Origin of the sequence: Lentzea indica, from assembly GCF_012184385.1 — a bacterium.
Taxonomy (GTDB): Bacteria; Actinomycetota; Actinomycetes; order Mycobacteriales; family Pseudonocardiaceae; genus Lentzea; species Lentzea indica.
Genome location: NZ_VSRL01000264.1, coordinates 1 through 11,929 on the forward strand (window position 1 = coordinate 1; position 11,929 = coordinate 11,929).

General features: G+C 69.1%; 13 protein-coding genes. 11 read left to right on the forward strand and 2 right to left on the reverse strand.

Annotation, left to right across the window (positions count from 1 at the left end):
- The coding region (locus FXN61_RS40635; RefSeq protein WP_188136020.1) for an Ig-like domain-containing protein at positions 1–1,546 on the forward strand (1,546 nt) is incomplete at its 5' end.
- Here the strand turns inward: FXN61_RS40635 and FXN61_RS40640 are convergent.
- Both FXN61_RS40640 and FXN61_RS40645 read right to left on the reverse strand, forming a co-directional pair.
- Positions 1,543–2,475: a PrsW family intramembrane metalloprotease gene (locus tag FXN61_RS40640; protein WP_167979200.1), complete on the reverse strand. Its 933-nt coding sequence runs from the start codon at positions 2,473–2,475 to the stop codon at positions 1,543–1,545. The genes FXN61_RS40635 and FXN61_RS40640 overlap by 4 nt on opposite strands.
- A 55-nt stretch (positions 2,476–2,530) precedes the next feature.
- Entirely contained in the window at positions 2,531–4,615 is a 2,085-nt protein-coding gene (locus FXN61_RS40645) for a RecQ family ATP-dependent DNA helicase (RefSeq protein ID WP_167979201.1), read from the reverse strand.
- A gap of 61 nt (positions 4,616–4,676) precedes the next feature.
- On the opposite strand from FXN61_RS40645, the gene FXN61_RS40650 reads away from it, so the two are divergent.
- The 10 genes from FXN61_RS40650 to FXN61_RS51155 all read left to right on the forward strand — a co-directional run.
- Positions 4,677–5,942: a glutamate-5-semialdehyde dehydrogenase gene (locus tag FXN61_RS40650; protein WP_312878381.1), complete on the forward strand. Its 1,266-nt coding sequence runs from the start codon at positions 4,677–4,679 to the stop codon at positions 5,940–5,942.
- A gap of 16 nt (positions 5,943–5,958) precedes the next feature.
- A complete protein-coding gene (locus FXN61_RS40655) occupies positions 5,959–7,128 on the forward strand; it encodes a cytochrome P450 (protein WP_167979203.1) in 1,170 nt (389 codons plus the stop codon).
- Positions 7,129–7,308: 180 nt separating this feature from the next.
- On the forward strand, positions 7,309–7,890 hold the full coding sequence (gene nadD, locus FXN61_RS40660; RefSeq protein ID WP_167979204.1) for a nicotinate-nucleotide adenylyltransferase: 582 nt from the start codon (positions 7,309–7,311) through the stop codon (positions 7,888–7,890).
- Between the two features lie 85 nt (positions 7,891–7,975).
- Positions 7,976–8,179 (forward strand): transcription antiterminator/RNA stability regulator CspE, encoded by a 204-nt coding sequence (gene cspE, locus FXN61_RS40665; protein ID WP_053735596.1) that lies wholly within the window; start codon positions 7,976–7,978, stop codon positions 8,177–8,179.
- A 141-nt stretch (positions 8,180–8,320) separates the two neighbouring features.
- Positions 8,321–8,704 (forward strand): ribosome silencing factor, encoded by a 384-nt coding sequence (rsfS, locus tag FXN61_RS40670; protein ID WP_030468098.1) that lies wholly within the window; start codon positions 8,321–8,323, stop codon positions 8,702–8,704.
- 8 nt (positions 8,705–8,712) lie between these two features.
- Complete coding sequence (locus FXN61_RS40675; RefSeq protein WP_167979205.1) at positions 8,713–9,318, forward strand: histidine phosphatase family protein; 606 nt, start codon at positions 8,713–8,715, stop codon at positions 9,316–9,318.
- Positions 9,315–10,028, forward strand: a complete 714-nt coding sequence (octT, locus tag FXN61_RS40680) for a diglucosylglycerate octanoyltransferase (protein WP_167979206.1) — start codon at positions 9,315–9,317, stop codon at positions 10,026–10,028. The genes FXN61_RS40675 and octT overlap by 4 nt, the downstream gene beginning before the upstream one ends.
- A gap of 20 nt (positions 10,029–10,048) precedes the next feature.
- Positions 10,049–10,906 carry a DegV family protein gene (locus FXN61_RS40685; protein ID WP_167979207.1) on the forward strand — a complete coding sequence of 286 codons (858 nt, stop codon included), beginning with the start codon at positions 10,049–10,051 and terminating at the stop codon, positions 10,904–10,906.
- A 187-nt stretch (positions 10,907–11,093) separates the two neighbouring features.
- Positions 11,094–11,714, forward strand: a complete 621-nt coding sequence (locus FXN61_RS40690) for a ComEA family DNA-binding protein (RefSeq protein ID WP_312878383.1) — start codon at positions 11,094–11,096, stop codon at positions 11,712–11,714.
- A partial coding sequence (locus tag FXN61_RS51155; protein ID WP_223165814.1) for a hypothetical protein occupies positions 11,711–11,929 on the forward strand: 219 nt, incomplete at its 3' end. The genes FXN61_RS40690 and FXN61_RS51155, both read left to right, overlap by 4 nt.

Consider the following 11,929-nt stretch of genomic DNA (forward strand, 5'->3'; position numbering starts at 1 on the left):
CTGGTTCGGTGGCGGAGGCGGCGCGTCCGGCTTCCACGCGCCTACCCCGTTGGTCCTCGCGGTCCACGGTGGTGCTGGCGGCAACGGCTCCGGCCGGGCGGGTGCCGGTGTGTCGAACTTCGTCCTTGAAGAGACCGGCGACGAGCCGTCGGTGACCATCAGCTACCTCGTCGAGTCGACGACGATCACCTACACCGGTCCGGCCTTCGGCTTCACCGGTGACCCGGTCACGCTCTCCGCACGCCTCACCGCTTCGAGCGGGCCGGTGCCGAACGCCTCACTCGTGTTCCGCCTCAACGCCAACGAAATCTGCGTCGGCACGACCAACGCTGCTGGCGTCGCCTCCTGCTCGATCACGCCGAACGAGGTCGCGGGCATCTACCCGTTGGCGATCGGCTACGGCGGCGACGTGGTGCACCAGCCGTCGAGCACCGAGGTCCAGTTCGAGGTCGCCCGCAAGCCGGCCACGCTCACGTACATCGGTGCTGTGACCGGGGATTTCCACGACCCCGCAACGGTTTCCGCCCGCCTCACGCTCACCGGGAACGGCGCACCGGTCGGTGGCCAGCCTGTGGCTTTCAAGCTCAACAACGTCGAGACCTGTGCGGCCACCACCAACGTTGATGGTGTGGCGTCCTGCTCTCTCACGCCTGGCGGACCTGCGGCCAAGTACCCGTTGACGGTGTCGTTCGCGGGTGGCAAGGCCCTGCTGCCGACTGATGTCAGCGTCGATTTCGTTGTGACCAAAGAAGAAACCAGCCTGGCTCACCTCGGTGACGCCACCGTTGCCAACGCGGAACCCGCCCTGCTCGCGGCCACGCTCACCGAAGACGACGGCACGCCCGTCCCCGGACGCGGCGTCCAGCTCACCCTGGGCACCACGCAGTCCTGTGTGGACACCACCGACGCGTGGGGCACGGCGGAGTGCACGATCGCGTCCGTCGACCAACCGCTGAACGCGGCCGGCACCGTGCCCGTGACGGCGACTTTCACCGGCGACCAGTTCTACGAACCGAGCCAAGCGTCCACCACGGTCGGCCTGCTGCACATGACCGGCCGCGGCTTCGGCCTGTCCGGCAAAGCTCTCCGCCAGACCGTGGCACCCACCTCCGACACCGGTGAGGTCCGCGTCGCCGGCGCCACGACCACCGCACCGCCCTGCACCGCGACCGTGTCGGCACCGCTGAGCACCTGGGCGCTGTGCACGTCGGTGATCACAACGCTGGCACCCGGCACGTCGACCGCACGCACGTCCGTAGCGGAACTCGGCATCGGCACCGTCGCCCTGCGAGACGTCGTGGCGACGTCACGCAGCACGTGCGGCGGCGCGACCGGCAACGTGACGATCGGCTCGCTGACCGTCGCCGGCGTCCCGATCGCCGTCACGACGGCCCCCAACACCACGATCCCGCTGTCCGGCGGCAAGATCGTGATCAACGAACAGGTGCCGGTGCCCGGCGGCCTCAAGGTCAACGGCGCGCACATCACCCTGCCCGGCGTGGACCTCGTGGTGTCGTCCGCGACGTCCGGCATCCACAACTGCTAGCGAGCTCCCGGCCACCACGGCGCGTCGGTGCGCAGCGGATAGCCGCGCACCGGCGCGAGCTCCCGGCGGGACGCACGCACCAGGCTCACCAGCCAGACCACGCCGATCACCGAGATCAGCGCGAGCCCGAGCCAGGTGAAGACCGTGTACAGCTGCACCTGTACCGCCGTCGGCTGCGGCAGGTAGCCGGCCTCCAGCGCCTGCTCCTGCCACGGCTGGTCGGTCAGCACCATCGTGATCAGGACAGCGATGCTGTTCATCGAGTCCCACAAGGCGTGCAACAGCGACACACCGAGGTAGGCCCAGAGCAGCCGCCCGGTGAGCATGAAGTGCTCGCGAACACTGCGCGAGAACAACACCCCGCCGAGGATCGCCGTCCACAACCCGTGCCCGAACGGCGCGAGCAGGCCGCGCAGCAGCTCCGTGGTGACCAGGTCCATCAGCGACAGGCCGTTCTCGGTCAACGTCGCCGTGAGCGCGTACCCGGCCGACTCGAACGCGGCGAACCCGAACCCGACACTCGCACCCAGCACCAGCCCGTCTCGCGTGGACTTGTGCACCAGGTGCCGCGTGAGCAGGGCCAGCGCGGCGAGTTTGACCGCCTCCTCGATCAGCCCGACACCGACGAACAGCCAAGGCGACGGGTGCAGCAGGTACGTCTCCAGCAACGACGCGCCCAGCACACCCAGCACGCCACCGACGGCGAACGTCCGGAACACGATCTCCCCGGTCACCTCGCCGGAGTGGCGGTGCTCGAACGCCCACGTCACGAACGTCGCCGGCACCAGGAAACTGCCCAGCAGCACGATGGTGGGGATCAGGTTGGCGTTGCTGGTGAGGTACGTGATCACCACTGTCGCGACCCACAGCGCCAGCCCGACGACGAACATCCGCAGCCACGACCTGCGCCGACGCGTGGTGGGTTCCATAGGCCGGAGTTTCTCGCTCGGCGCCGATCACGACAACTCGGGGGTGAGCGTCACCTCAGTTCGTGACGGCCAGTGCGAACGGCAGCACCGCGGGCACCCCCTCCTTCCGCAGCATCCGAGCGGCCACGGTCATCGTCCACCCGGTGTCGATGTGGTCGTCCACCAACAGGACCGGTCCGTCCACACCGGACAAGTCAGGTGCCTCGCCCGACCGCACGAGCCCGGCCAGGCGCTGGGCGCTGTTGGCTCGGTGCGTCGACTCGCCGAGCCACACCGTGCCGAGCAACGGCAGACGGCCGATGGACGCGATCTTCTGGCCGAAGCTGCCGACCAGGGCGGGGCGCCTGCGGGAGCCGACGGTCACCACGCCGACCGGCCGGTCGTCCCAGCCCCATGCCGACAGCACCTTCACACAGGCTGCGAAGACGTCGTCGGGGATCTCGCGGTCGGTCCCGTCGGCGAGCAGGTCACGCAGCTTGGTGCCCCAGCCGATGTCGGTGAGGCGGCCCAGCGCCCTGCCCGTCACCGCGATCTCCGACGGCGGGATCTTGCCCGACAGCGGAACGCCGATCGCGGCCATGCCCGTCGGCCACATCTTGCGCGGCGCCACGTTCAGACCCGGTCGAAGCAGCCGTTCGCGAGCTGCTCCCGCCGCCACCTCGGACACCTCGACCGACAACCGCTCGCCCGTGCAGTTGTCGCAACGGCCGCAATCGTGTGCCGTCGGGTCGTCGAGCTGGTCCTGCAGGAACTTCATCCGGCACAGCGGGGTCTTCAGGTACTCGATCATCACTTGCTGCTCGGCCTTGCGCGCCTCCGCGATGCGCGCATACCGGTCGCTGTCGTACTCCCACGGCCGGCCGGTCGCTTCCCAGCCACCGCGCACGCGCCTGACCGCGCCGTCGACGTCCAGCACCTTCAGCACGACCTCGAGCCTGCTGCGGGACAGCTCGACCATCGGCTCCAGCGCCGCCGTCGAGAGGGGCTTGCCCGCTCCACCGAGCGCGGACAGCACCTGACGCACCACGACCTCGGCGGGGAAAGCCAAAGACGCGAAGTAGGCCCAGATGTCGCGGTCCTCGTGGCCGGGCAGGAGGACCACCTCGGCGCGTTCGACGCCGCGGCCCGCGCGGCCGATCTGCTGGTAGTAGGCGATCGGGGACGAGGGCGCGCCGACGTGGACGACGAAGCCGAGGTCCGGCTTGTCGAAACCCATGCCCAGTGCCGAGGTGGCGACGAGCGCTTTGACCCGGTTGTTCAGCAAGTCCTCTTCGGCGCGTTCACGTTCGGCCGGCTCCGTCTTGCCCGAGTACGCGGCCACCGGGTGGCCGCGGTCGGAAAGGAACGCCGCGATGTCGTCCGCCGCCGCCACCGTGAGCGTGTAGATGATCCCGGAGCCGGGCAGCCGGTCGAGCTGCTCCGCGAGCCACCCGAGGCGGGATTCCGCGGTGGGCAGCAGCGCGACCGAAAGACGCAGGCTGTCGCGGTCCAACGGCCCGCGCAGCACCAGCGTGCCCTCGTCGGCACCGAGCCCCAGCTGCTCGGTGACGTCGTGGACCACCCGGTCGTTGGCCGTGGCCGTCGTCGCCAGCACCGGCACGCCCGCCGGCAGCTCCGTCAGCAACGTCCGCAGCCTGCGGTAGTCCGGGCGGAAGTCGTGGCCCCAGTCCGAGATGCAGTGCGCCTCGTCGACGACGAGCATGCCGGCGGACGCCGTCAGGGAGGGGAGCACGGCGTCCCGGAAATCGGGGTTGTTCAGCCGTTCCGGACTCACCAGGAGCACGTCGACGTCGCCGGCGGCGACCTGCTCCTGCACGGCACCCCACTCGTCGCTGTTGGCCGAGTTGATCGTCACCGCGTGCACGCCCGCCCGTGCCGCCGCGTCGATCTGGTTGCGCATCAACGCGAGCAGTGGCGAGACGATGACCGTGGGTCCCTCGCCGAGCTGGCGCAGCAACGCCGTCGCGATGAAGTACACCGCCGACTTGCCCCAGCCGGTGCGCTGGACGACGAGCGCTCTGCGGCGCTGGGCGACGAGGGTGTGGATCGCGGTCCACTGGTCCTCGCGCAGCACCGCCTCCGGGCCCGCCAGTGCCCGCAGCCGTTCTTCGGCCAGCTCCCGCAACGCGATGTCGTCCATGGGAGGAGCTTGCCACCCAGGTCTGACAATCCCGATTGCCGCAGGTCGTAAGCTGTGCAGCGTGACTGATGACCTGCGCGACCAGGTGCACGCAGCAGCCCGCCGCGCCCGCGTCGCCGCCGACGAACTCGTCCTCGCCACCCGTGAGCGCAAGGACGCCGCGCTGCACGAGATGGCCGCCGCGCTCCGGCAGCGCGCGCCAGAGATCATCGAGGCCAACCAGAAGGACCTCGAAGCCGGCAAGGCAGCTGGTCTCCCGGAAGGCATTCTGGACCGCCTCGCGCTCACCGAAGCCCGGATCGAAGGCGTGGCCCAGGGCCTGGAAACCGTTGCGGGACAGGCCGATCCGGTCGGTGAGGTCATTCGCGGCGGAATCCTCCCGAACGGACTGGAGCTGAAGCAGGTCCGCGTCCCGATGGGCGTCGTCGGCATGGTCTACGAGGCCAGGCCGAACGTCACGGTCGACGCCGCCGGGCTTGCGCTGAAGTCGGGCAACGCCGCGCTGCTGCGGGGTTCCTCGACCGCCGAGCACTCCAACACCACGCTCGTCGCCGTCCTGCGCGACGCACTCGAAAGCGTGAACTTGCCGGCCGACTGCGTGCAGCTCCTGCCGTGCCACGACCGGGCGTCCGTCACGCATCTCATCACCGCGCGTGGCCTGGTGGACCTGGTGATTCCGCGTGGTGGCGCGGGTCTGATCAACGCCGTCGTCGAGCAGGCGACGGTTCCCACGATCGAGACCGGTGTCGGCAACTGTCACGTCTACGTGGACGCGCACGCCGACCTCGACATGGCCGAGGCCATCGTCCTCAACGCCAAGACGCGGCGCACGAGCGTGTGCAACGCAGCAGAGTCGCTCCTGGTGCACAAGGACGTCGCGAAAGAGTTCGTCCCGCGCGTCACCAAGGCGTTGCAGCAGGAGAGCGTGACCATCCACGGCGACGAGCAGTTCGCGCAGCAGGACGGCGTTCTGAAGGCGAACGACGACGACTGGGGCACCGAGTACCTGAGCCTCGACATCTCGGCGAAGGTCGTCGGCTCGCTGGACGAAGCGGTGAAGCACATCGCGACGTACGGCTCCGGCCACAGCGAGGCCATCGTGACGAACGACGTCGCGGCAGCACGCAAGTTCACGGCCCGTGTGGACGCGGCAGCGGTGTTCGTCAACGCCTCCACGGCCTTCACCGACGGCGCGGAGTTCGGCATGGGCGCGGAGATCGGCATCTCCACGCAGAAGCTGCACGCACGCGGGCCGATGGGCCTATCCGAGCTGACGTCCTCGAAATGGGTCGTGTGGGGCGAAGGACACACACGCCCGAAGGCGTAGTTCTACCTTCGGAGACATGGCTCCCACCTACCCGTTCTCCGAAACCGACGGCCTAGCCCTCGATCCGACGTACGAACGTCTACGGCGTGACGAGCCCGTCACGCGCGTGACGTACCCGTACGGCGGCGAGGGCTGGCTCGTCACGTCCTACGAAGAGACGAAGTTCGTCCTGGGCGACCCGCGGTTCAGCCGAGCGCGAACGATCAACCAGGACGTGCCGAGGATGCAGCCCCTCATCGCGCCCGGCGGGTCCATCCTCACGCACGACGGCGAGGACCACGCGCGCATGCGCCGGTTGGTGTCCAAGGCGTTCACGGTGCGGCGGATCGAGGAACTGCGGCCGCGCGCCCAGCAGATCACCGACGAGCTGCTCGACCGCCTGGACAACCCCGGCGACCTGGTCGAGGGCTTCACCATGCCGTTCCCGATCACGATCATCTGCGAGCTGCTCGGGGTGCCGTTCGAGGACCGCGGCGAGTTCCGCAAGTGGTCGAACCAGGTGCTGTCCACGGTCGGCGGTTACACGCCTGAAGAGGCGATGGACGGCATGATGAAGCTGCACGCCTACTTCACCGAACTCATCGCTCAGCGCCGTGCGCATCCCACGGACGACCTGTACGGCGCACTCGTCGCCGCCCGTGACAACGACGACCGGCTGAGCGAGGACGAGCTCGTCCGGTTCGGCATCACGTTGCTGGTCGCGGGACACGAGACGACGGCGAACATGCTCGCGAACAGCGTCGTGACGCTGTGCGAGCACCCGGACGCCATGAAGCGCCTGCGCGAGAACCCGGACACGCTGCCGAACGCGATCGAGGAGCTGCTGCGGTTCATCCCGCTGGGCAGCGGTGCCGGCTTCACGCGCATCGCGACCGAAGACGTGCAGGTCGGCAACGCGCTGGTGAAGGAGGGCGACGCATTGCTGGTTGTCGTGTCGTCGGCGAACCGCGACGAGTCCGTGTACCCGAACGGCGACGAACTGGACCTTGAGCGCGAGGTGGGCCAGCACATGCAGTTCGGGCACGGCATCCACTTCTGCCTCGGCTCGCAGCTCGCGCGGATGGAACTGCAGGTCGCGCTGGGCACGTTGCTGCGCAGGATGCCAGGTCTGCGGTTCGCGGAACCCGTCGAGTTCCGCAAGGGTTCGCTGGTCAGGGGCCCTCTGAAGCTCGTAATGGCCTGGTGAGAAAAAATCTTGGCAGAGCCGCGTAATGGGGCAGGGGCGGGAGCGTTCCTCCATCGCGCGGCTCTGCTTCGGGGTGGGCCGCGACCCGCACGGCCCGTCCTCCCCCTGGGCCGTGCGGTGTGATCAGCACGACCGGCGTTGGGCCATGGGAGCGGCCTGACGCCGGTCTACGCTGGTTCGATGCGCATCGGCGTCATGGGTGGCACGTTCGACCCCATCCACCACGGTCACCTCGTGGCCGCCAGTGAGGTGCAGGCCAGGTTCGACCTGGACCGCGTGATCTTCGTGCCGACGGGTCAGCCGTGGCAGAAGGCGTCGCGGGAGGTCTCACCCGCCGAGGACCGCTACCTGATGACGGTCATCGCCACCGCGTCCAACCCCCGGTTCTCGGTCAGCCGGGTCGACATCGACCGTGACGGCCCCACGTACACGGTGGACACGCTCACGGACCTGAAGAAGCAGTACCCGGACGCGGATCTGTTCTTCATCACCGGTGCCGACGCGCTGGAGCAGATCCTGTCGTGGAAGCGCGCTGCGGACGCGTTCGATCTGGCCCACTTCATCGGTGTCACCCGTCCGGGCTACACGCTGAACGACCACCACCTGCCGCCGGGTGCGGTGTCGCTCGTTGAGGTCCCGGCGATGGCGATCTCGTCCACCGGCTGCCGCGCAAGGACTGCGTCCGGCCAGCCCGTTTGGTATTTGGTTCCAGACGGTGTGGTCCAGTACATCGCGAAAACGGGCTTGTACTCCGAGTCGTGACCACGTTCGAGTGGATTTCGCGTGCATCCGTGGTCTCGGGGAGCAACAATCAGCGGGTTGTTGCTGGTTCGTGGAAGGCAAGACTTTGGCTACAGGCACCGTGAAGTGGTTCAACGCCGAGAAGGGGTTCGGCTTCATCGCCCCCGACGACGGCTCGGCTGACGTCTTCGTGCACTACTCGGAGATCCAGTCCAAGGGGTTCCGCTCGCTCGAGGAGAACCAGAAGGTCGAGTTCGAGGTCGGACAGGGCCAGAAGGGGCCGCAGGCCCAGCAGGTCCGCCCGATCTAAGCATCGGCGCAGATGAAGGCCACCTCAGGGCGCTGGGGTGGCCTTCGTCATGCTTGCGCGCGAAGTACCCGTTGGCGCGCGCCGGTACCCTCAGTAACTCGTGTGGGCGTATCGACGCCCGCCGGAAGTCAGAGGAGTGACGTGGCAGCCACCGACGAGGCACGACGGCTGGCGCTGGTCGCGGCGAACGCAGCGGCCGACAAGAAGGCGCACGACGTGACGGTGCTCGACGTCTCCGACCAGCTCGTGATCACGGACGTCTTCGTGATCGCGTCCGCTCCCAACGAGCGGCAGGTCGGCGCGATCGTCGACAACATCGAGGAGAAGCTGCGGGAGGCCGGCACGAAGCCGGTGCGCCGCGAAGGGGCTCGCGAGGGCCGGTGGGTGCTGCTGGACTTCGTCGACGTCGTGGTGCACGTGCAGCACGTCGAAGAGCGCAGCTTCTACGGCCTGGAGCGGTTGTGGAAGGACTGCCCGCGCATCGAGTTCGAAGCGGACGTCCCCGCCGACTCCACGGCTGAATGAGGTAGCTGATGGCCCTGAGCCGGCTCGTGCTGTGGCGGCACGGTGAGACCGACTACAACGCGACAGGTCGTCTGCAGGGTCATCTGGACTCGGCGCTCACCGAGACCGGCTTGAACCAGGCCAGGTTCGCCGTGCCGGTGCTCGCCGGGTTCGAACCGGAGATCGTGGTCGCCTCCGATCTGCAACGCGCGCGAGAGACCGCGCGGGTGTTCACCTCGTCGGCCGACGTCCCGTTGCGGATCGACGAGCGGCTGCGCGAGACGCATCTGGGCAAGTGGCAGGGGCTGACCACGGCCGAGGTGGAGCAGGAGTGGCCAGGCGCGATCACCGTGTGGCGCACCGATCCGACCTACACGCCGCCGGACGGCGAGTCGCGCGTCGAGGTGGCCGAGCGGGCCATCAAGGTCGTCAACGAGGTGGACGCGGAGTTCTCCGACACCGTCCTGTTGTGCGCGCACGGAGGACTGATCAGCGCCTTGACCGGGCGGCTGCTCGACCTGCCCGTGAAGAACTGGTCGCAGCTCGGCGGCATCTCGAACTGCCACTGGACCGTGTTCACGCGGCGCAACGACCGTTGGCGTTTGTCGTCGTACAACGCGGGCACCACGCGTTGAGACTGCTCGTCCTCGGGGACTCGCTGTCGTTCTTCGGCCCGGACGGGCCGTTACCCGCTGATCACCCGCGGTTGTGGCACAACCTCTGTGCCGCTGCTCTGGGTGGGTCCGCGGAGCTGGCGGCCGGGTTCGGGTGGACGGCTCGGGACGCCTGGTGGGCGTTGACCGGGGACCCGCGGATCTGGTCGTTGCTGCCTCGCACGGACGTGCTGGTGTTCGCGGTGGGCAGCATGGACACCCTGCCGTCGCCGTTGCCCACTTACCTGCGTGAAGGGCTGCGTTACGTGCGGCCGGACTGGTTGCGGCGGTGGGTGCGTAAGGGCTACACGGCGGCTCAGCCTCTGTTGGCGCCCTACGCGCGCGTGGCGTTGCCTCCTGCGTTGACCGCGCGTTATCTGCGTGACTCGCTGCAGTCCGTGCGCAATCTCGAGTACACGATGCCGGCGGTGGGAATCGTGCCGTCGGTGCATCGGGCGCCTTCGTACGCATTCGTGCATGGCGGGCACGCGGCTGCGGCTGCTGCTGTGCGTGGGTGGGCCTCAGGTGCGGGTGTGCCGTTGCTCGACCTGCCGACCGTGATCGGGAAGCACGTGCGGTCCGGCGCCGGAAATCCGGACGGGATGCATTGGGGCTGGGAGGGGCACGAGCTCGTCGGCAAGGCCATGGCCGCTCTCATCTCGTCCGTGGCGTTGAGTCCTTCGGAGGAGTGAGCCCCGTAGGCTCGTCGCTCGTGCGCATCTCCATCGTCACCGACTCCACGGCATACCTGCCCGAAGGGTTCGCGAAGCGCCATTCGATCACCGTGGTGCCGTTGCACGTGGCGGTGGACGGTGCCGGACGCCTCGATGGCGTCGACTTCGGTCCTTCCGAGCTGGCCGGTGCCCTCGCCGAGCACCGCCGAGTGACCACGTCGCGTCCCACACCTGGCGAGATGGCTGACGTGTATCGGGAGGCTTTGGCGTCGTCCGATGCGATCGTGTCCGTGCATCTCTCTCGTGAGCTGTCGGGGACGTGGGAGGCGGCACGGCTGGCGGCCGAGGAGATCGATCCCTCCTGCATTCGCGTGGTGGACTCGCGCTCGACGGGCATGGGACTCGGTTTCGCGGTGCTGCGCGCGTGTGCGGCCGTTGCCGCCGGGCGCTCGCATGCCGAGGTGGAGGACGCCGCGATGTCCGCTGCCCGGCAGACCCGGATGTTCTTCTGCCTCGAGACGCTGGAGCACCTGCGCCGGGGTGGCCGGATCGGGACGGCGGCCGCGCTGGTGGGGACCGCGCTGGCCGTGAAGCCGTTGCTGCACATGGACGACGGCAGGATCGTGCCGCTGGAGAAGGTGCGCACGATGGGCCGCGCCGTGGGCCGTCTGGTCGATCTGGCGGCGGCCGCGGCGGGTGACGGCCCTGTCGGCCTGGCCGTGCACCACCTGGCCGCTCCCGAGCGCGCCGCCGAACTGGCGACCAATCTGGACGAACGCCTGCCCGGCTCAACGGGGTGCGTGATCTCGGAGGTGGGAGCGGTGATCGGCGCGCACACGGGCCCAGGGGTGCTGGGCGTGGTGGTGCTGCCGGGAGGACCCGACAGTCTCCCATAGACCCCCGACAATTCCCCGTCCCCGAGGCGCGAGTGATCGCGACCTGTCCACAACCCGCGAGTAATCCACAGCTTCGGAGTTCACCCCACCTCCCCACCCATCCCGCTCCGTAACGTCGCCCGCATGTTCCCCCGCCTCCCCGATCCGGACACGCCCGAGCGAACGCCTGGCCGCCCTGGCCGACAAGGTGAGAGCCGACCCGACCCTGGTCTTCGCGCGATCAGAGGACTCGGACGAACACGGCCCGCCCCGCCGACGCTTCCGCCCGCCACGGCTCCCACGCCGAGGCCTCCTGGCTCTCGGCATCGCCGTGGCGTGCACCGTGATCGGCCTCGGCAGCTGGTGGCAGAGCCCTGCCGCGGAACCCGCCCCCGCCCTCGCTCTGGTGAGCACAACGGCCCCGGCTCCCGAACTGGTCGTGAACGTGATCGGCGAGGTCGCGACCCCAGGCCTGGTGACGGTGACGTCCGGTGCCCGCGTGGCCGACGCCGTCCGCCTGGCAGGCGGTGTGAAGCCAGGCGCCGACCTTCACGACCTGAACCTGGCCCGCAAGCTCACCGACGGCGAACAGATAGCGGTCGGCATCCCACCTCCAGCTCACGGCGGCGCCGTCCCGTCCAAGCTGAACCTGAACTCCGCCACCGCCGCCGAACTGGACGCCCTCCCCGGCGTAGGCCCGGTGACGGCCCAGCGCATCGTCGACCACCGCACCCGCAAAGGCCCGTTCGCCTCGGTCGACCAACTCCGCGAGGTGGAAGGCATAGGCGACTCGAAGCTCGCCACGCTGGCCGACCTGGTCCACACATGACCCTCGCCACCACAGCCCTGGCCCTCTACCACCGGACCAAGGCCCAGTTCCGCCAACTGACCCACCCCACGGCCCCGTCCGCCGACCACAACCACCCCCAACGCGCCATCACGGTCGCCTTCCCCCTCCACCGTGTCCGCGCCGCTCGACGCCGTCGCCCACGCCGGCTGACCACCGCCATCCGCCGCCTGCTGACCGCCTACCCGCCTGCCCCG